Raw genomic sequence first — 18,552 nt, 5'->3', positions numbered from 1 at the left:
AGGATCGACCGATGACCACTTCGCCCATGGCTCCCTCCCACGCCGACTCCGTCACCAACGCCCCCCTGTCCGAGGTGGATCCGGAGATCGCCGCCGTCCTCCGGGACGAGCTCGCACGGCAGCGGGACACCCTCGAGATGATCGCCTCGGAGAACTTCGCGCCGCGCGCCGTCCTCGAGGCCCAGGGCAGCGTGCTCACCAACAAGTACGCGGAGGGCTACCCGGGGCGCCGCTACTACGGCGGCTGCGAGCACGTCGACGTCGCCGAGAACCTCGCGATCGAGCGGGTCAAGGCACTGTTCGGTGCCGAGTTCGCGAACGTCCAGCCGCACTCCGGCGCGCAGGCCAACGCAGCGGCGCTCTCGGCCATGATCAAGCCCGGCGAGAAGATCATGGGGCTCTCCCTCGCGCACGGCGGCCACCTCACGCACGGCATGAAGCTCAACTTCTCGGGCAAGCTCTACGAGGTCGCGGCCTACGGCGTCGAGGAGGACACCCACCGCCTGGACATGGAGCGCGTCCGTGAGCAGGCGCTCGCCGCGAAGCCCCAGGTCATCATCGCCGGCTGGTCGGCCTACCCCCGCCAGCTCGACTTCGCGGCGTTCCGCTCGATCGCCGACGAGGTCGGCGCCCTGCTGTGGACCGACATGGCCCACTTCGCAGGCCTCGTCGCCGCCGGCGTCCACCCCAGCCCCGTCCCGCACTCCGACGTCGTCACCTCCACGGTCCACAAGACCCTCGCGGGTCCCCGCTCGGGCGTGATCCTCGCCAAGCAGGAATGGGCCAAGAAGCTCAACTCGGCCGTCTTCCCGGGCCAGCAGGGCGGCCCGCTCATGCACGTCATCGCGGGCAAGGCCACGGCCTTCAAAATCGCCGGCTCGGCCGAGTTCAGGGAGCGCCAGGAGCGCGTCCTCGAGGGTGCGCGCATCATCGCCGAACGACTCACGGCCTCCGATGTCACCGAGCACGGCGTCTCGGTGCTCACGGGTGGCACGGACGTCCACCTCGTCCTCGTGGACCTGCGGAACTCGTCGCTCGACGGCCAGCAGGCCGAGGACGTGCTGCACTCGGTGGGGATCACCGTCAACCGCAACGCCGTACCGTTCGATCCCCGTCCGCCCATGGTCACCTCGGGCCTCCGGATCGGCACCCCCGCGCTCGCGACCCGCGGTTTCGGCGCCACCGAGTTCACGGAGGTGGGCGAGATCATCGCTGCGGCGCTCAAGCCCTCACCCGACGTCGAGGCCCTCCGCGCCCGCGTGTCCGCGCTCGCCGCCGACTTCCCGCTGTACCCGGGCCAGGAGGAGTGGTAGACGCGGTCCCGCCCGGGGCCCTCGCCTCCGAGGCCGCCGCATCGACCCGCTACGACATCCCCGCCGAGGAATGCTGCTTCACCGGCTGCTGCGACCGCGGCAAGGCATTCCTGCTCGAACAACTGGACAAGCCCTCCCGGAAGGACGATCCGCATGACGACGACAGCACGCATCCTTGACGGCAAGGCGACCGCCGCCCGGATCAAGGAGGAACTCGCCGAGCGTGTGGCCGTCCTCCGCGAGCGCGGGGTGACACCGGGCCTCGGCACGGTACTCGTGGGCGACGACCCCGGCAGCCACTCCTACGTGGCGGGCAAGCACCGCGACTGCGCCCAGGTGGGCATCACCTCCGTGCGCCGGGACCTCCCGGCCACCATCACCCAGGAGGAACTCGAGGCGGTCCTCGACGAGCTGAACGACGACGACGCCACGACCGGCTACATCGTGCAGCTCCCGCTGCCCCCGCACATCGACACCAACGCGATCCTCGCACGCATCGACCCGGCGAAGGACGCCGACGGCCTGCACCCGATGAACCTCGGCAGGCTCGTCCTCAACGTCAATGCCGAGATGGACTCGCCCCTGCCGTGCACCCCGCACGGGATCGTCGAGCTCCTCCTCCGGCACGACGTCGCCCTCCAGGGCCTGAACGTGCTGGTCGTCGGGCGCGGCGTCACCGTGGGCCGGCCGCTCGGACTGCTCCTGACGCGCAAGCAGATCAATGCGACCGTCACCCTGGCCCACACCGGGACCGTCGACCTCGCCGACCACCTCGGCCGCGCCGACGTGGTCGTGGCGGCCGCCGGTATCCCGCACATGATCACGGCGGACCGGCTCAAGCCCGGCGCGATCGTCCTCGACGTCGGCGTGAGCCGCGTCGAGGACCCGGAGACCGGGAAGGCGAAGCTCACCGGCGACGTCGACCCCGCAGCGGCGTCCGTCGCCGGCTGGCTGTCGCCGAACCCCGGTGGCGTGGGGCCCATGACCCGGGCGATGCTCCTCACGAATGTCGTCGAGGCCGCGGAGCGCCGGGCCGCGCAGGCGTAGACACGCGAGCGCCCTCCTCGGCTCCTGCCCCGGGGGGTCATCGCCTAGGCTGGGCGGGTGCTCACCCACCCCGCCGGACCACCGGTCATCTCCGCGCAGCAGCTCAGCAAGCACTACGGCGACGTCAAGGCGGTCGACGGCATCTCCTTCGAGGTGCCGGCGGGGGAGTCCTTCGGCCTGCTCGGTCCGAACGGCGCGGGGAAGTCGACCACCATGCGCATGATCGGCGGGGTCTCGCAGCGGACCTCCGGCCGGCTCACCATCATGGGCCTCGACCCGGAGGACCACGGGCCGGAGGTGCGCGCCCACCTCGGGGTCGTCCCCCAGCAGGACAACCTCGACGAGGAACTGAAGGTGCGCGACAACCTCATCGTCTACGGCCGCTACTTCGGGCTCCCGATGAGCTACCTCAGGCCGAAGGCCGACGAACTGCTGGAATTCGCCCAGCTCACGGACAAGGCCGGGGCGAAGGTCGATGCGCTGTCGGGTGGCATGAAGCGGCGCCTGACCATCGCGCGCTCGCTCATCAACGAACCGAAGATCCTCCTGCTGGACGAACCCACCACGGGCCTGGACCCGCAGGCGCGGCACATCCTCTGGGACCGGCTGTTCCGGCTCAAGGAGTCCGGGGTGACCCTCATCCTCACCACGCACTACATGGACGAGGCGGAACAGCTCTGTGACCGGCTCGTCGTCGTGGACGAGGGCCGGATCATGGCCGAGGGGTCGCCCGCGCAGCTCATCCGGGAGCACTCCACCCGCGAGGTGCTCGAACTGCGGTTCGGCTCGGCACGCAACACCACGGTGGCGGACGAACTGCAGGGCATCGGCGAGCGGCTCGAGCCGCTGCCGGACCGCGTGCTCATCTACGCCCGGGACGGCGAGGCGGCCCTTGAGCAGGTCACCTCGCGGGGGCTGAAGCCCATCACGTCCCTCGTGCGGCGGTCCTTCCTCGAGGACGTGTTCCTGCGCCTGACCGGGAGGAGTCTCGTTGAGTGAGAACGGGCACTCCGTCCGGGAGGCCACCACCGGCCCGCCGTACCGCCTCCACGCCCACGCGCCGGAGGTCTCCGCGCGCCGCGCCCGGTCGTTCGGATCCTGGTACTACGCCGAGCACGTGCTCCGCTCCATGCAGGGCTACCGCTGGACGCTGCTCGCCTCCAGCGTCGGCACCCCGGTCATGTACCTCTTCGCGATGGGCGTGGGCCTGGCCACGCTCGTGGACCGGAACGCCGGGGCGGCCTTCGGTGGCGTCAGCTACCTGGCCTTCATCGCCCCGGCCCTGCTGGCGTCCGCGACCATCATGACGGCGGCCACCGAGTTCACCTACCCCGTCATGGACGGGTTCAAGTGGCGGCGGGTGTACTACGGTCCGCATGCCTCGCCGCTCGGTACCGGCCAGATCGTCAACGGGCACGTGCTCGCGATCACCGCCCGGCTGACCGCGACCACGATCATCTACTTCCTCATCGTCGCCGCCTTCGGTGCGTCGCCGTCCGCCACGGGGGCGGCCGTCATCCCGATCGCCGTGCTCAGCGGACTGGCGTTCGGCCTTCCGCTGATGGCCTACTCGGCGAGTGTCGAGGAGGACAAGGGCCAGTTCGCGCTCGTCATGCGCTTCATCGTGACCCCGATGTTCCTGTTCTCCGGCACGTTCTTCCCGCTCGACACCCTGCCGGTCTTCCTGCAGTGGATCGGGTGGATGTCACCACTGTGGCACGGCACGGAACTCGGTCGCCTCCTCACCTACGGGCAGGCCATCCCGCCCTGGCTCACCGTGGTGCACGTGCTGTACCTCGTGGTCCTCGCCGTAGTCGGCCTGCGCCTGGCACGCACCGTCTACGCGAGGAGGCTCGGCCGATGAGCGCCCAGCTGACCCGACAGGACTACGCGCTGGACGGCTCGGAACGGCCCCTGGCCGCGCTGTACTCGCGCAACGCGAAGGCCGTCGTCGCCCGCGGGCTCCTGGCGACCCGCAGCAGCAACTGGCTCATCATGGTGTCCGGTTTCTTCGAACCGGTGCTCTACCTGGTCTCCATGGGCGTGGGCCTCGGCGCCCTCGTCGGGACGGTCGAGGGGCCCGACGGCCGGCCGATCAGTTACGCCGCCTACATCGCGCCAGCCCTGCTGGCGGTCTCGGCCATGAACGGCGCCGTCTACGACAGCACCTGGAACGTCTTCTTCAAGATGAACTTCGCGAAGCTGTACCAGGGGATGCTGTACACCTCGCTGGGGCCGCTGGACGTCGCGATCGGGGAGATCTTCCTGGCCCTCCTGCGCGGGGCCCTGTACGCGACCGGCTTCACCGCGGTGATGGCGCTCATGGGGCTCATCACGACGCCCGTGGCGCTGCTCATGGTCCCCGCGTCCGTGGTGATCGCGTTCGGGTTCGCGTCCTTCGGCATGGGGATCACCAGCTTCATGAAGACCTTCCAGCAGATGGAATGGATCAACTTCGTGATGCTGCCGATGTTCCTGTTCTCGGCGACCTTCTACCCGCTCAGCGTGTACCCGCAGGGCATCCAGTGGTTGATCCAGGCCCTGCCGCTCTGGCACGGGGTGGAACTGCTGCGCCAGATCAGCGTCGCCTCGTTCACGCCGGCGACGGTCCTCCACGTCGGCTACTTCCTCGTGATGATCGCCGTGGGCATGCTGCTGACGACCCTGCGGCTGCGGAAGCTCTTCCTGCGGTAGCTGCTAGAGGACGAGCGTCGCGTAGACGACGTAGTTGTCGTCGAACTCGCCCGTGTCGGGGTTGTAGCCGTCGCACGTGATGAGGCGCAGTTCCGATCCGGCGGTGTTCCCGTACACCTCGAGGGTGGGGAACTCGTCCTTCCCGTAGGCCTCGCCGCGCTGGAACTCGAAGACCGCCGTCGTGCCGTCCTCACGGGTGACGCTCATGCGGTCGCCGGCCTCGAGCGCGCGGAGGTCCGCGAAGACGCCCTTGCCGCCGTCGGTGGCGTTCACATGGCCGAGCAGGACGGCCGGGCCGCGATCGCCGGGCGTCGGGGATTGGTCGTACCAGCTCGCGGGGGCCCCCGGGCCGTCGGGCGGGACCTCCAGGCTCCGGTTCTTGCGCAGGCCGAGCTTCAGCAGGTCGGTCCGGACGCCGATCGATGCGATCTCCAGCGTGACGGGCGCGGAGGCCGGGAGCACGGCGGGCAGGGGAGGGGCCGTCGCGGGGGCGGTCGACGACGGCGCGGTCGACGACGGGGAAGGGGAGGCGGAGGGAGCCGACGCGTCGGCGCTCGCATCTGCGCTCGGGGAGGCAGTGGGGGAGACGGTGGGGGCCGGCGTGGTCGCGGGGTCCGCAGCACCACAGCCGGCGAGGAGGAAAAGTGCGGCCACCGCCGGGGCGGTGAAGCCCCAGCGGCGGCCGGTCACTCTATCGATCATCGACGATCAGGACTATGCGTTGTCGGCCGAACGGCGACGGACCACGTAGGTGCCGCCGGCTGCTGCGGCGAGGACCAGGCCACCACCGAGGGCGACCATGCCCGCGGTGTTGGAGGACTCGGTGGCAACGCCCGTGTCGGCTCCGCCGTAAGGCATCTCGCCCATCTGGGTCTTCACGAGGGTGCCGCAGAGCGCGGGCGACGTGGCGCCGAGGGGGAGATCGGGGTTGAGCTCGGAGGGGCTGCCGAAGACCTCTGCGGGGACGCCGGCGGTCGCGGGATCGAGACCGTGCACGACGACGACGGCGGTGCCGGCGGCGAGTGCCTTCTGGGTGGCGTCATCGATGGTGATGGTGCGCTGGACGGAGTAGGTTCCGCCCTGTCCGCCGAGCGCCAGGTTCAGGCCCTCGGCCGGGGTGGTGGCACCCGAGGTGGTGAGGGTGGTGACGATGTCGCCGTATCCGGGGGCGCCCTCCGCCACGTTGACGATGCCGTTGCCGTCAGCGTCGTCCGCGGGGGTGGGGCAGACGCCCTTGGCTCCACCGTGGATGTGCTGGACGTGGGGGTACGGCGCGTCCATGAAGGTCTCGGCGAGGCCGGACACCTGGAGGTTGACCGTGGCCTGGTCACCGGCGACGTCGAGGGTGATGGAGCCGGTGCCCGTGGTGCCGTTGAGCTGGCCCAGGGTGGACGAGTAGGCGCCGTCATGGGCGGCCATCGCGGGGGAGGCAGCGAGAGCAACAGCGCTGATCGCCAGTGCCGGTACTGCCAGGAGACGCATCTTCTTGTTCATGGGTGTTCCTCCATAGTACGAGTGAAGCGCACCGAGGGGGCGCGCACGAGGGTACTTCGGGGTGACTGCCGTCACGGATGGGGAAACTTGATGGAAACTTATCAAAGTCTGACAGTTCGCCAGCGGTGGAAGCACCGGGGGGCGGGCTGCCGATGCTGGAGAATGGTGGGATGCAGTCACTAGGGAGTAATGGGAGGCCTGCGGGCCGGGGTCCGAGCATGCGCATGGGCAGTGCCGGGATGGCCGTCATGCTGATCGTGTTCCTGGTCGCCGTGGTCTTCGCGGCGAACCAGAACGACGTCGTCGGCTGGCTGGTGGTGATCGTCTCCCTCGGCTGGCTCCTCGTCTTCAGCTATGTGGTCTTCAGTCTCCGGGGAGCGGCACGGAAGGCGACGGCGCGTCTGGAGGCCCAGGGCGTGTTCGGGGCAGGTCCCTCGGGACAGGTCCAGCCTGCCGCCGCGGACAGGGCCCGTGACCTGAAGCTCGATCACAGCTTCAAGATCGTCCAGGTGCAGGTCGGCGTGGTCAGGGAGTACCTCGGCAAGGACGAGGGCATGGTGGAGCGAGCCCTCGAGACGATCGAGATCACGTCGCACAATGCCCGCTCCATGATGAAGGGCTCCACCGACGGGCCCGTCGAGGGCACCATTGTCGACTGAGGGGCCCACCCGCCGGACGAAGCGGGATACCCTGCCGGGTACAGTGGATCGAGTGAGTCCGGCCTCGAATCCCCCCCAGGAATCCCTGCGTATCGCCTCGGTCAACGTCAACGGAATCCGCGCCGCCTACAAGCGCGGGATGCAGGAATGGCTGGACGGCCGGGACGTCGACATCCTCTGCCTGCAGGAGGTCCGGGCCCCCGACGCCGTCGTCCGGGACCTGCTGGGCGAGGACTGGCATATCCTCCACACCGAGGCCGAGGCCAAGGGGCGCGCCGGGGTCGCCGTCGCCTCGCGGCGGGAGCCGACGGCGACACGCACCACGATCGGCGACTCCTACTTCGACACCTCCGGCCGCTGGGTGGAGGCCGACTTCGACGTGGACGGCGCCCACCTCACCGTGGTGAGCGCGTACGTCCACTCCGGTGAGGTCGGCACACAGAAGCAGGACGACAAGTACCGGTTCCTCGATGCGATGGCCGCCCGTCTGCCGCAGCTGCGCGACGGCGCCGACCACGCCGTGGTCATGGGGGACCTCAACGTGGGCCACACCCGGCTGGACATCAGGAACTGGAAGGGCAACGTCAAGAAGGCGGGCTTCCTGCCCGAAGAACGGGCGTACTTCGACCGTTTCCTCTCGGACGAGTGCGGCTTCGTGGACGTGGCACGTCTCCTCGCGGGCGACGTCGACGGCCCCTACACGTGGTGGTCCTGGCGCGGCCAGGCGTTCGACAACGACACGGGCTGGCGGATCGACTACCAGCTGGCCACCCAGGCCCTCGCCAAGAGCGCTGTGAGCGCCGACGTCGACAGGGCGCCAAGCTGGGACACGAGGTTCTCGGACCACGCGCCGCTCGTCGTCGACTACCAGATCTAGATACAGGACAGCCCCCATGACACAGCCCACGCCCGTCGCGCACCCGGAACGGCGGCAGCGCATCCTCTCGGGGATGCAGCCCTCGGCGGGTTCGCTGCACCTCGGCAACTACCTCGGCGCGCTCGTGCAGTGGGTCCGCCTGCAGGAGACCTACGACGCCGTCTTCTTCATCCCCGACCTGCATGCGATCACCGTGCCGCAGGACCCGAAGGAACTGGCGCACCGCACCCGGATCACCGCCGCGCAGTACATCGCCGGCGGCGTCGACCCGGACCGGGCGACGCTCTTCGTGCAGTCGCAGGTCCCGGAACACACCCAGCTCGCCTGGGTGCTGAACTGCATCACCGGGTTCGGTGAGGCCTCGCGCATGACGCAGTTCAAGGACAAGGCGTCGAAGCAGGGGACCGATGCCGCGAGCGTGGGCCTGTTCACCTACCCGGTCCTCCAGGCCGCGGACATCCTCCTCTACCAGCCCGACGGCGTCCCGGTGGGGGAGGACCAGCGCCAGCACGTGGAGCTCAGCCGTGACCTCGCGCAGCGCTTCAACACGCGGTTCGGCGAGACCTTCGTGGTGCCGGAACCGTTCATCCGGAAGGACTCCGCGAAGATCTACGACCTGCAGAACCCGACGGCGAAGATGTCCAAATCCGCGTCGTCCCCCGCCGGCCTGATCAACCTCCTCGACGACCCGAAGGTCACCGCCAAGCGCATCCGGTCCGCCGTCACCGACGCCGGGACGGAGATCCGCTTCGACAGGACCGACAAGCCCGGGATCTCCAACCTCCTGACGATCTATGCCGGTCTGTCCGGGCGGACCGTCGCGGAGCTCGAGGCCGAGTACGAGGGGCGCATGTACGGCCACCTGAAGGTGGATCTCGCGGAGGTGGTGGTGGAGGCCCTCACGCCCGTCCGCAGCCGGGCGGAGGAACTGCTCTCCGACCCCGCGGAACTCGATCGACTCCTCGCCAAGGGCGCCGCGAAGGCACGTGCCCTGGCCGCCCCCACGCTCGCCGAGGTCTATGCGCGCGTCGGTTTCCTCCCGGCCGCGGGGTCACTCTGACCGATGTGCGCCTCGATCATCCAACCTCGCGGAGCGGCGGCAGCCACGTCCCCCTCGAGCGTGGCCGGTAGCTCCGTAGGCGTCACCATCCCGATCCCCGAGCCGCTCGCCGGCACCCTCGAGCTGTGGCGGGCGTCCTTCGGCGACCCGATGGCGGCAGTCGTACCGCCGCACATCACCCTGATCACGACGACGCCGGCCACGGACTGGGACAAGACCATCGACCACGTCCGCGCGGTGGCCCGCGACCAGGCCCCGTTCACCGTGCGGCTCCGCGGCACCGGCTCCTTCCGGCCGATCTCACCCGTGGTCTTCCTCAGGCTCGTGGAGGGCTTCGACGAGTGCGTGGACCTTCATGCCAGGCTGCAGGCCGGGCCGCTCGAGCGTGAGCTCGCTTTCCCCTTCCACCCGCACGTCACCGTGGCGCACGACGTGTCGGACGCAGCGATGGACGCCGCCGTCGGGGAGCTGCAGACCTTCGAGGCATCGTTCGAGGTGCGTTCCATGGGACTCTATGAGCACGTGCCGTCGGGGCTCTGGAAGCTGAGGGAGGAGCTGCACTTTGGTCAAGGCACTGACGGCTCCCAAGCCGCCGCAGGGTGATCAGCCCTCGCCGGCCGACCTGCCCGGGCTGCACCGCAAGGTCGCCGAGGCGCGGATCCGGCTCGGCCGACTGACCCGCTCCGGCAGCGGCGGCGTGGAACTCCTCGTCGCGCGGGTGGATCTCGCCCTGTCCCGCATCAATACCGTCCGCGCGGTGCGGGTCTTCCAGCTGTATCTCCGCAGGCGCGGCCCCCTCATGGCCGCAGGTCTCGCCTACCGCCTCTTCTTCGCCATCGCGGCGCTGCTCGTGATCGTGTTCGCCGCCCTGGGCATCGTCATCGCCGGGAACGAGGACCTGCAGGACATCGCTGTGGACCTGCTCGACCAGGCCGTCCCGGGCCTGATCGACCAGGGAGAGGGGCAGGCCGGCCTCGTGACCCCCGCTGCCCTGTTCGAGGCCACGAGTGGTCTCGGCTGGACCATCGTCATCTCCGCCGGCGTCATGGTGGTGACCTCCCTGGGGTGGATCGGGGGGATGCGCCAGGCGATGCGGGGGATCTTCGGCCTGCCCCCCGCGGTCACGATCCCGCTCGTGCTCTGGGCCAAGGACCTCGTCACCCTCGCCGTGCTCGGCGTCGTGATGGTCGTGACCACGGCGCTCGGCGTGGTGGCCACCAACACCCTGGGAGCGCTGCTCTCCTTCCTCGACCTCGGCGCGGCCACCCAGGGGCTGACCCAGGCCGCGGGGTTCGCGATCATGATCCTCCTGGACACCTTCGTCGTCGTGGTCCTGCTCCGATCCTCCTCCGCGATCACGATGCCGAAGCCGATCCTCCTGCAGGGAGCGCTCATCGCGGGTCTCGGGACCTCGGTGCTCAGGTTCTTCTCGACGCAGATCGTCGGACTCTTCGGCAACAGTGTGATCCTGCTGTCGGTCGCGGTGGTCGTCGCCCTGTTCGTCTGGTTCTACCTGCTGAGCCAGGTGTACCTGCTCGCGACGGCCTGGTGCGCCGTGGGCACGGCGGATGCGGCCGCCGAGTCCGCCCGCCTGCACCACGCCAAGGCAGGATCGCTGCGGCAGCGGAGTCGGCGGAAGACCCGCACCTAGTACGACGCCGGCGATGTCGATGCGGAGTCGAGGGTGCCCGGACGAGGGAAAGGGCGGTCCGTCGAGACGGACCGCCCTTCCCCGGGTACTGCTGCCTGTCCGGGGGTACCGGATCAGATCTTGCGGGTGAGGATCGCCTGCTTGACCTCGGAGATGGCCTTCGTCACCTGGATGCCGCGGGGGCACGCCTCGGAGCAGTTGAAGGTGGTCCGGCAGCGCCAGACGCCCTCCTTGTCGTTGAGGATCTCCAGGCGCATGTCCCCGGCGTCGTCCCGCGAGTCGAAGATGAACCGGTGGGCGTTGATGATCGCGGCCGGCCCGAAGTACTGGCCGTCGGTCCAAAACACGGGGCACGACGACGTGCACGCGGCACACAGGATGCACTTGGTGGTGTCGTCGTAGCGCTCGCGCTCCTCGGCGGACTGCAGGCGTTCCTTGCTGGGCTCGTGGCCCTTGCTCACCAGGAACGGCATGATCTCCCGGTAGGACTGGAAGAACGGTTCCATGTCCACGATCAGGTCCTTCTCCACGGGGAGCCCCTTGATGGGTTCCACGAGGATGGGCTTGGACGTGTCGAGGTCCTTCAGCAGCGTCTTGCAGGCGAGCCGGTTGCGGCCGTTGATGCGCATCGCGTCCGAGCCGCACACGCCGTGGGCGCACGAGCGGCGGAAGGACACGGAGCCGTCGTGCTCCCACTTGACCTTGTGCAGGGCGTCCAGCACACGGTCGGTGCCGTACATGGTGAGCTGCCACTCGTCCCAGTGCGCCTCGTCGGACACCTCGGGATTGTAGCGGCGCACCTTCAGGGTGACGTCGAACGTGGGGATCTCTCCTCCGCCGCCGACACCGGGTGCGAGCTCGACCTTGGAGGCCGGCTCCTTCTCGATCGTTTCGGTACTCATCAGTACTTACGCTCCATGGGCTGGTATCGGGTGAAGATCACCGGTTTGGTCTCAAGGCGGACACCACTGGTCTCGATGGCGCCGGGATCCTTGTAGGCCATGGAATGGGTCATGAAGTTCTCGTCGTCGCGCTCCGGGTAGTCCTCCCGGAAGTGGCCGCCGCGGGACTCCTTGCGGTGCAGGGCCGCGGCGGTCATGACCTTCGCCATGTCCAGGAGGAACCCGAGCTCCACGGCTTCCAGCAGGTCCAGGTTGAAACGCTTCCCCTTGTCCTGCACGGTGATGCGCGTGTACCGCTCCTCCAGTGTATCGATCACGCGCAAGGCCTCGAGGAGGGTCTGCTCGGTGCGGAACACCTGGACGTTGGCGTCCATGACGTCCTGCAGCTCCTTGCGGATCAGCGCGACGCGCTCCCCGCCCTCGGAGCTGCGCGCCCGGTTCAGGAGTTCCTCGGTCTCGGCCGTGGGGTTCTCCGGGATGTCGACGAAGTCGGCGGTGAGGGCGTACTCGGCGGCGGCCAGGCCCGCCCGCTTGCCGAACACGTTGATGTCGAGCAGCGAGTTGGTGCCGAGTCGGTTCGAACCGTGGACGGAGACGCAGGCGACCTCGCCGGCGGCGTACAGGCCGGGCACCACGGTGTCGTTGTCCGCGAGGACCTCGGCCTTGACGTTGGTCGGGATGCCGCCCATGGCGTAGTGCGCCGTCGGGAAGACCGGCACCGGCTCCGTGTAGGGCTCCACGCCGAGGTAGGTGCGGGCGAACTCGGTGATGTCGGGGAGCTTCGCGTCGATGTGCGCGGGCTCCAGGTGCGTCAGGTCGAGGAGGACGTAGTCCTTGTTCGGTCCGGCGCCGCGACCCTCGCGGACCTCGTTCGCCATCGACCGCGCGACGATGTCGCGCGGTGCGAGGTCCTTGATGGTCGGCGCGTAGCGCTCCATGAAGCGCTCGCCCTCCGAGTTGCGGAGGATGGCACCCTCACCGCGGGCGGCCTCCGAGAGGAGGATGCCCAGGCCTGCGAGGCCGGTCGGGTGGAACTGGAAGAACTCCATGTCCTCGAGGGGGATGCCGCGGCGGAACGCGATGCCCATGCCGTCACCGGTCAGGGTGTGGGCGTTCGAGGTGGTCTTGTAGACCTTGCCCACGCCCCCCGAGGCGAAGACGACGGACTTCGCCTGGAAGATGTGCAGCTCTCCCGAGGCGAGATCGTAGGACACGACGCCCGCGACGCGCTTCTCGATGCGCGTCACGCCGTCCACCGTGACTTCCTGGTCCACCATCAGGAGGTCCAGGACGTAGTACTCGTTGTAGAACTCGACGTTGTGCTTGACGCAGTTCTGGTAGAGCGTCTGGAGGATCATGTGCCCGGTGCGGTCGGCGGCGTAGCAGGAGCGCCGGACGGGCGCCTTGCCGTGGTCGCGCGTGTGGCCGCCGAAGCGCCTCTGGTCGATGCGTCCTTCGGGCGTCCGGTTGAACGGCAGGCCCATCTTCTCGAGGTCCAGGACGGCCTCGATGGCTTCCTTCGCCATGACCTCGGCGGCGTCCTGGTCGACGAGGTAGTCGCCGCCCTTGACGGTGTCGAAGGTGTGCCACTCCCAGTTGTCCTCTTCGACGTTGGCGAGTGCAGCACACATGCCGCCCTGCGCGGCTCCGGTGTGCGAGCGGGTGGGGTAGAGCTTCGTCAGGACGGCGGTGCGGGCGCGCTGGCCCGATTCGATGGCCGCGCGCATTCCTGCGCCGCCCGCGCCGACGATGACGACGTCGTACTTGTGGACCTGCATGCTGGTCGCTCTTTCTGTTGAAACCGTTGAGGCTGCATGAGTGCGGCCCGGAGGGCCCGTCATGCGGGAGTTGCCGGCCTGCGGCAGGTGTTACGGGGCGGGGCAGTAGTCCGCGACGTGGGCCACCCCGTCGATGACGGGGCAGGGATCGAAGGTGAAGATCACGAGCGTGCCGAGGACCACGATCACGACGGTCGACGTGTACAGGACGCCCTTCAGCCACATGCGCGTGCTGTTCTTCTCCGCGTAGTCGTTGATGATCACCCGGATGCCGTTGGTGCCGTGCAGCATGGCCAGCCACAGCATGGTCAGGTCCCAGATCTGCCAGATGGGGCTCGCCCACTTCCCGGCGACGAACCCGAAGTCGATGCCGGTGATGCCGTCACCCGCGACGAGGTTCACGTAGAGGTGCACGAAGATCAGCACCACCAGGATGGCCCCCGAGATGCGCATGAACAGCCAGGCGATCATCTCGAAGTTGCCGCGCGAGCCGGGGGTGCGGGAGTAGCCCGGGGACACCCGGCCGGAGCGGGGGGTTTCAATGGTTGGCGTAGCCATGGGGTCCTAACCTCCGAAGACGTGCGAGAGATGGCGGATCGAGAAGGCGATCATGACGACCGCCCAGAGGCCGACGACGCTCCAGAGCATCTGGCGGTGGTACTTGGGGCCCTTCTTCCAGAAGTCCACGAGGATGACGCGGATGCCGTTGAAGGCGTGGAAGACGATCGCGGCCACGAGGCCGAGCTCTCCGAGACCCATGATCGGGTTCTTGTAGGAGGCGATGACGGCGTCGTACGCCTCCGGGGAGACCCGCACGAGCGAGGTGTCCAGGACATGGACGAGGAGGAAGAAGAAAATCACGACCCCGGTGATGCGGTGGGCCACCCAGGACCATTGGCCTTCCCGGCCACGGTAGAGGGTGCCCGTTGGTGACAGTGTCTTCGGCATTGAATTGACCTCCCTGCATCGCGAGGGCGTTAGCGCGATATACGCAGGGATTACGCCGGTGCGACAGCACTCTTCAGATAAGAATAATCTAGGCCGGTGACACTCCCCGTTCAATTTAGGGGCCCCTCACCTGTGACCTTGTTAACACCGGGGTCGACACCGAGGCCGGCACCGAGCCCACACCGACCGGGGGGGGGGGGGGTGGCCCCGGCGGGAGGGAGTCCGCCCCGGCATGCGTCGGTTACCGTGGAACGGATGAGTACCGAGAGGGCGGCTGCCCACACCCCAGATACCGAGCTCGTAGACGATGCGCTCGCGCGCTTCCACGGCGTGATCCCCGCGGGAGGCACCGGCACGCGGCTGTGGCCGCTCTCACGGGCGGCCGCGCCCAAGTTCCTGCACGACCTCACCGGTTCCGGCAGCACCCTGATCCGTGCCACCTACGACCGCCTCCGCCCCCTCTGCGACGGGCGGATCATGGTCGTCACCGGCATCGTCCACCGACGCGCGGTGCTCGCGCAGCTCCCGGAGATCGAGGACCTGAATCTCGTCCTCGAGTCGGAGCCGAAGGATTCCGGGGCCGCGATCGGGCTCGCCGCCGCGATCCTGCACCGGAGGGACCCGCGCATCATCATGGGGTCGTTCGCAGCCGACCAGGTGATCGCGCCGGTCGACGTCTTCCAGGACGCGGTCCGTGAGGCCATCCAGACGGCCGCCCGCGGCTTCATCGTCACCATCGGCATCAAGCCGACCCACGCGTCGACCGGCTTCGGGTACATCAGGGCCGGCGAGCCCCTCGCCGTGGACGGGGCGCCGAGCGCGCACGCCGTCATCGAATTCGTGGAGAAGCCCTCGCAGGAGGTCGCCGACGGCTACATCGAGAGCGGCAACTACTCCTGGAACGCCGGCATGTTCGTGGCCCCGGTGGACCTCATGCTCAAGCACCTGTCCGCCAACGAGCCCGAGCTCTACGCCGGCCTCGCCGAGATCGCGGAGGCCTGGGACACCCCCCGCCGGGTCGAGGTGGCCCGCCGCGTCTGGCCGACGCTGCCGAAGATCGCCATCGACTACGCCGTGGCGGAGCCCGCCGCGGCCGCGGGCGACGTCGCCATGATCCCCGGCGAGTTCAGCTGGGACGACGTCGGCGACTTCGCGGCCATCGGACGGCTGAACCCGGCCGAGGAGAACAGCGAGCTCACGGTGATGGGGGAGGGTGCGCGCGTCTTCTCCGAGAACGCCTCGGGCATCGTCGTCTCGGACACCAAGCGGGTGATCGCGCTCATCGGGATCGACGACGTCGTCATCGTGGACACCCCCGACGCCCTGCTCGTCACTACCAAGGAACACGCCCAGGAGGTCAAGAAGGCCGTCGAGAGGCTCCGCGCCAGCGGCGACACCGACGTGCTCTAGGAGGGCAAGGAATCGGACGGCGGAGGCGCGGGAGCAATGAAGTGCCGCCCGCGGGCCGCCGGTCGGTAGGCTGAGGGCGTGGAAACGTTCAGCGCCCAGAGCCCCCCTGCCTCACGGGTCGGTGCATCCCTCGACACGCTGCTCGACGAGCTGACCGGCATCCGGCGTGACATCCATCGGCATCCCGAGCTGTCCTTCAAGGAGCACCGCACCTCGGACCTGCTCGTCGCACGGCTCCGGCAGGCGGGTCTCGTCCCGCAGCGGCTGCTGGGCACCGGCGTCTTCGTGGACGTGGGCCAGGGTCCGCTCCGCCTCGGTCTGAGGGCGGACATCGACGCCCTGCCGATCGTCGAGGAGACGGGCCTCGCCTACGCGTCGGCCTCGACCGGCGTGACGCACGCCTGCGGCCACGACATCCACACGACGGTGATGCTCGGCGTCGCCCTCGTCCTCGCCGACCTGGACCGCGAGCAGCCCCTGCCCGGCACGGTGCGGATCATCTTCCAGCCCGCCGAGGAGATGATGCCCGGCGGCGCCCTGGACGTCATCGACCAGGGCGTGCTCACCGGCCTGCCGCGGATCCTCGCCCTGCACTGCGACCCGCGGATCGACGTCGGCCTGGTCGGCACGCGCATCGGCGCCATCACATCGGCGTCGGACACCATCCGCGTCGAGCTCAGCGGTCGCGGCGGCCACACCTCGCGCCCGCACCTGACCGAGGACCTCGTGTTCGCGCTGGCGTCCATCGCCGTGAACGTCCCGGCCGTGCTCTCCCGCCGGATCGACGTGCGCAGCGCCGTCTCCCTCGTGTGGGGACAGATCCACGCCGGGTCGGCCCCCAACGCGATCCCGGCGCACGGCTACATGTCGGGCACGCTGCGCTGCCTCGACGCCGATGCGTGGAAGTCCGCCGGCGAGCTGCTCGACCGCGCCGTCCGCGAGGTCGCGGCGCCGTTCGGCGTGACCGTGAAGCTGGAGCACACCCGCGGTGTGCCCCCCGTGGTGAACCAGGAGGCGGAGACCGGCCTGCTCGAGGCCGCCGCCCGCGCCGAACTCGGCCCGGGCGCCGTCGTCCTGACGCCGCAGTCCATGGGAGGCGAGGACTTCGCCTGGATGACCCAGGAGGTGCCCGGCGCCATGATGCGGCTGGGGACCCGCACGCCCGGCGGGGAGACCTACGACCTGCACCGCGGCGACTACCGGCCGGACGAGAGGGCCATCGGCTACGGCATCCGCGTCATGACCGCCGCAGCCCTCCGGGCCGTCCTCGGCGCCGACGCCTAGCCGGGCGTCCGGCACCGCCGGACAGGTGCTCAGCAACCTGTGCATAACGAAACCCGAACGATCGGCGCCCTCGGTGTGCCCGTGTAGTGTTCCCCGTCACTTGGCCCTTAGGATGTTCGCATACGTGCTGCACCGACGGTGTCGCGGCGCCACGGTCTTCCAGTGACAACAGAGCCTCGGACCAATCGTGTCCGGGATGGACACTCGCTGGCATTCCTTCCCGTGGCGCATATCTCTCCTGGAGGCATTTTGAAGAACTCACTGCGCAAAATTTCGCGCGGCACCGGCCTGTCCGCGGCCGTTCTCGGCGTATCGGCCCTCGTCCTCTCCGGTTGCGGGGCACCGCCGGCCGAAGAGGCGTCAGGCGGCTCGAGCGCCGAAGCGAATTCCGACTACCTCGGCTGCATCGTCTCCGACTCGGGTGGATTCGACGACCGCTCGTTCAACCAGTCCAGCTACGAGGGCCTGAAGAAGGCCGAAGCGGACCTCGGCATCGAGATCAACCAGGCCGAGTCGCAGGCCGAGACCGACTTCGGGCCCAACGTGGACAGCATGGTCCAGGGCGGCTGTGACCTCACCGTCACCGTGGGCTTCCTGCTCGCCGACACCACGAAGGCCGCCGCCGAGCAGAACACCGAGGCGCACTTCGCGATCGTCGACGACAACTCCATCGACCTGCCGAACGTCAAGCCGATCATCTACGACACGGCGCAGGCGGCGTTCCTGGCCGGTTACGCGGCGGCCGCAACGAGCGAGACCGGCAAGGTGGCCACCTTCGGCGGCGTCAACATCCCGACCGTGACCATCTTCATGGACGGCTTCGCCGACGGCGTCACCTACTTCAACGAGGAGACCGGCGGCGACGTCCAGCTCCTGGGCTGGGATAAGGAGAGCCAGAACGGTACCTTCGTGGGTAACTTCGAGGACCAGGCAGCAGGCAAGACCAACACCCAGAACTTCATCAACGAGGGCGCCGACATCATCATGCCCGTCGCCGGTCCGGTCGGTTCGGGTACGCTCGACGCCGTCATCGAGGCCAATGCGGGCGGCAAGGACGTCAAGGCCATCTGGGTCGACTCCGACGGCTACGAGACCGCGGGCAAGGGCGAGGAGTTCATCCTGACCTCGGTCATGAAGCTCATGGGCGATGCCGTCGAGGACGTCATCAGCACCGACGTCGAGGGCAACTTCGACAACACCCCGTACGTGGGCACCCTCGAGAACGGCGGCGTGGCACTGGCGCCGTTCCACGACCAGGAGGCCAACGTCCCCGCCGATCTGCAGGCGACGCTCGACGGCCTGAAGGACCAGATCGTCTCGGGCGAGATCACGGTCGAATCGGCGGCCAGCCCGAAGTAGCACGGCAGCGCACCAGGACCGCCCTCCTCCCGCGGGGTCACCCCGGGAGGAGGGCGGTTTGCATTCGAGGCCGGTC

The 18,552-nt window shown here is 68.9% G+C and carries 20 protein-coding genes; 14 read left to right on the top strand and 6 right to left on the bottom strand.

Annotation, left to right across the window (positions count from 1 at the left end):
• Positions 1-11 precede the first annotated feature (11 nt).
• Genes glyA through AC4D2F_RS12410 form a run of 6 tightly spaced genes read left to right on the top strand, consistent with a single transcriptional unit; the run spans position 12 to position 5,054 of the window.
• Complete coding sequence (gene glyA / locus AC4D2F_RS12435; protein ID WP_104168479.1) at positions 12-1,313, top strand: serine hydroxymethyltransferase; 1,302 nt, start codon at positions 12-14, stop codon at positions 1,311-1,313.
• Entirely contained in the window at positions 1,307-1,492 is a 186-nt protein-coding gene (locus AC4D2F_RS12430; protein WP_104168478.1) for a hypothetical protein, read from the top strand. Before glyA ends, AC4D2F_RS12430 begins: the two co-directional genes overlap by 7 nt.
• The gene (locus tag AC4D2F_RS12425; protein WP_490910813.1) at positions 1,467-2,360 is read left to right on the top strand and encodes a bifunctional methylenetetrahydrofolate dehydrogenase/methenyltetrahydrofolate cyclohydrolase; all 894 of its coding nucleotides are present in this window, start codon (positions 1,467-1,469) and stop codon (positions 2,358-2,360) included. The genes AC4D2F_RS12430 and AC4D2F_RS12425 overlap by 26 nt, the downstream gene beginning before the upstream one ends.
• Positions 2,361-2,417: 57 nt before the next feature.
• The gene (locus AC4D2F_RS12420; protein WP_490910812.1) at positions 2,418-3,359 is read left to right on the top strand and encodes an ABC transporter ATP-binding protein; all 942 of its coding nucleotides are present in this window, start codon (positions 2,418-2,420) and stop codon (positions 3,357-3,359) included.
• Entirely contained in the window at positions 3,352-4,224 is an 873-nt protein-coding gene (locus AC4D2F_RS12415; protein WP_490910811.1) for an ABC transporter permease, read from the top strand. The genes AC4D2F_RS12420 and AC4D2F_RS12415 overlap by 8 nt, the downstream gene beginning before the upstream one ends.
• Positions 4,221-5,054: an ABC transporter permease gene (locus AC4D2F_RS12410; RefSeq protein WP_490910810.1), complete on the top strand. Its 834-nt coding sequence runs from the start codon at positions 4,221-4,223 to the stop codon at positions 5,052-5,054. Before AC4D2F_RS12415 ends, AC4D2F_RS12410 begins: the two co-directional genes overlap by 4 nt.
• A gap of 3 nt (positions 5,055-5,057) precedes the next feature.
• Here AC4D2F_RS12410 and AC4D2F_RS12405 read toward each other — a convergent pair whose 3' ends face one another.
• Together AC4D2F_RS12405 and AC4D2F_RS12400 are read right to left on the bottom strand one after the other, a co-directional pair.
• Positions 5,058-5,756 carry a sortase domain-containing protein gene (locus AC4D2F_RS12405; RefSeq protein ID WP_490910809.1) on the bottom strand — a complete coding sequence of 233 codons (699 nt, stop codon included), beginning with the start codon at positions 5,754-5,756 and terminating at the stop codon, positions 5,058-5,060.
• 12 nt (positions 5,757-5,768) lie between these two features.
• The gene (locus tag AC4D2F_RS12400; RefSeq protein ID WP_104168474.1) at positions 5,769-6,548 is read right to left on the bottom strand and encodes a CHRD domain-containing protein; all 780 of its coding nucleotides are present in this window, start codon (positions 6,546-6,548) and stop codon (positions 5,769-5,771) included.
• Between the two features lie 170 nt (positions 6,549-6,718).
• Here AC4D2F_RS12400 and AC4D2F_RS12395 point away from each other — a divergent pair, with 170 nt between their 5' ends.
• From AC4D2F_RS12395 to AC4D2F_RS12375, 5 genes are read left to right on the top strand one after another with little or no spacing between them, the layout of a single operon-like run.
• Positions 6,719-7,207 (top strand): hypothetical protein, encoded by a 489-nt coding sequence (locus AC4D2F_RS12395; protein ID WP_104168473.1) that lies wholly within the window; start codon positions 6,719-6,721, stop codon positions 7,205-7,207.
• A gap of 43 nt (positions 7,208-7,250) precedes the next feature.
• On the top strand, positions 7,251-8,084 hold the full coding sequence (locus tag AC4D2F_RS12390) for an exodeoxyribonuclease III (protein ID WP_104168472.1): 834 nt from the start codon (positions 7,251-7,253) through the stop codon (positions 8,082-8,084).
• A 16-nt stretch (positions 8,085-8,100) separates the two neighbouring features.
• On the top strand, positions 8,101-9,144 hold the full coding sequence (trpS, locus tag AC4D2F_RS12385; protein ID WP_104168471.1) for a tryptophan--tRNA ligase: 1,044 nt from the start codon (positions 8,101-8,103) through the stop codon (positions 9,142-9,144).
• A 60-nt stretch (positions 9,145-9,204) separates the two neighbouring features.
• Positions 9,205-9,747 (top strand): 2'-5' RNA ligase family protein, encoded by a 543-nt coding sequence (locus tag AC4D2F_RS12380; RefSeq protein ID WP_490910808.1) that lies wholly within the window; start codon positions 9,205-9,207, stop codon positions 9,745-9,747.
• Entirely contained in the window at positions 9,707-10,795 is a 1,089-nt protein-coding gene (locus tag AC4D2F_RS12375; protein WP_490910807.1) for a YihY/virulence factor BrkB family protein, read from the top strand. The genes AC4D2F_RS12380 and AC4D2F_RS12375 overlap by 41 nt, the downstream gene beginning before the upstream one ends.
• A gap of 113 nt (positions 10,796-10,908) precedes the next feature.
• Here AC4D2F_RS12375 and AC4D2F_RS12370 read toward each other — a convergent pair whose 3' ends face one another.
• The 4 genes from AC4D2F_RS12370 to sdhC form a co-directional block, all read right to left on the bottom strand.
• On the bottom strand, positions 10,909-11,697 hold the full coding sequence (locus AC4D2F_RS12370) for a succinate dehydrogenase iron-sulfur subunit (RefSeq protein ID WP_490910806.1): 789 nt from the start codon (positions 11,695-11,697) through the stop codon (positions 10,909-10,911).
• Positions 11,697-13,475, bottom strand: a complete 1,779-nt coding sequence (gene sdhA, locus AC4D2F_RS12365; protein WP_490910805.1) for a succinate dehydrogenase flavoprotein subunit — start codon at positions 13,473-13,475, stop codon at positions 11,697-11,699. The genes AC4D2F_RS12370 and sdhA overlap by 1 nt, the downstream gene beginning before the upstream one ends.
• A gap of 90 nt (positions 13,476-13,565) precedes the next feature.
• The gene (locus tag AC4D2F_RS12360; protein ID WP_490910804.1) at positions 13,566-14,033 is read right to left on the bottom strand and encodes a succinate dehydrogenase hydrophobic membrane anchor subunit; all 468 of its coding nucleotides are present in this window, start codon (positions 14,031-14,033) and stop codon (positions 13,566-13,568) included.
• 6 nt (positions 14,034-14,039) lie between these two features.
• Positions 14,040-14,423 carry a succinate dehydrogenase, cytochrome b556 subunit gene (gene sdhC, locus AC4D2F_RS12355; protein ID WP_052274151.1) on the bottom strand — a complete coding sequence of 128 codons (384 nt, stop codon included), beginning with the start codon at positions 14,421-14,423 and terminating at the stop codon, positions 14,040-14,042.
• Positions 14,424-14,678: 255 nt separating this feature from the next.
• Between sdhC and AC4D2F_RS12350 the strand changes: the two genes are divergently transcribed.
• From AC4D2F_RS12350 to AC4D2F_RS12340, 3 genes are all read left to right on the top strand, one after another.
• The gene (locus AC4D2F_RS12350; protein WP_104168465.1) at positions 14,679-15,833 is read left to right on the top strand and encodes a mannose-1-phosphate guanylyltransferase; all 1,155 of its coding nucleotides are present in this window, start codon (positions 14,679-14,681) and stop codon (positions 15,831-15,833) included.
• 78 nt (positions 15,834-15,911) lie between these two features.
• Entirely contained in the window at positions 15,912-17,117 is a 1,206-nt protein-coding gene (locus AC4D2F_RS12345; RefSeq protein ID WP_490910803.1) for an amidohydrolase, read from the top strand.
• Between the two features lie 249 nt (positions 17,118-17,366).
• Positions 17,367-18,476, top strand: a complete 1,110-nt coding sequence (locus AC4D2F_RS12340) for a BMP family lipoprotein (protein WP_490910802.1) — start codon at positions 17,367-17,369, stop codon at positions 18,474-18,476.
• The last annotated feature ends 76 nt before the right edge of the window (positions 18,477-18,552 follow it).

It is taken from the genome of Arthrobacter sp. TJ-263, assembly GCF_058269155.1.
Note: the sequence above shows the minus strand (reverse complement) of the source record. Positions and strands in the feature narration are given on the sequence as shown.

What these genes read in the sequence shown, in the direction of transcription:
- trpS (WP_104168471.1), top strand. Translation starts at nt 8,101, where the DNA reads ATGACACAGCCCACGCCCGTCGCGCACCCGGAACGGCGGCAGCGCATC.
- AC4D2F_RS12350 (WP_104168465.1), top strand. Translation starts at nt 14,679, where the DNA reads ATGAGTACCGAGAGGGCGGCTGCCCACACCCCAGATACCGAGCTCGTA.
- AC4D2F_RS12425 (WP_490910813.1), top strand. Translation starts at nt 1,467, where the DNA reads ATGACGACGACAGCACGCATCCTTGACGGCAAGGCGACCGCCGCCCGG.
- AC4D2F_RS12400 (WP_104168474.1), bottom strand. Translation starts at nt 6,548, where the DNA reads ATGAACAAGAAGATGCGTCTCCTGGCAGTACCGGCACTGGCGATCAGC.
- AC4D2F_RS12410 (WP_490910810.1), top strand. Translation starts at nt 4,221, where the DNA reads ATGAGCGCCCAGCTGACCCGACAGGACTACGCGCTGGACGGCTCGGAA.
- AC4D2F_RS12395 (WP_104168473.1), top strand. Translation starts at nt 6,719, where the DNA reads ATGCAGTCACTAGGGAGTAATGGGAGGCCTGCGGGCCGGGGTCCGAGC.
- sdhC (WP_052274151.1), bottom strand. Translation starts at nt 14,423, where the DNA reads ATGCCGAAGACACTGTCACCAACGGGCACCCTCTACCGTGGCCGGGAA.
- sdhA (WP_490910805.1), bottom strand. Translation starts at nt 13,475, where the DNA reads ATGCAGGTCCACAAGTACGACGTCGTCATCGTCGGCGCGGGCGGCGCA.
- AC4D2F_RS12360 (WP_490910804.1), bottom strand. Translation starts at nt 14,033, where the DNA reads ATGGCTACGCCAACCATTGAAACCCCCCGCTCCGGCCGGGTGTCCCCG.
- AC4D2F_RS12370 (WP_490910806.1), bottom strand. Translation starts at nt 11,697, where the DNA reads ATGAGTACCGAAACGATCGAGAAGGAGCCGGCCTCCAAGGTCGAGCTC.
- AC4D2F_RS12405 (WP_490910809.1), bottom strand. Translation starts at nt 5,756, where the DNA reads ATGATCGATAGAGTGACCGGCCGCCGCTGGGGCTTCACCGCCCCGGCG.
- glyA (WP_104168479.1), top strand. Translation starts at nt 12, where the DNA reads ATGACCACTTCGCCCATGGCTCCCTCCCACGCCGACTCCGTCACCAAC.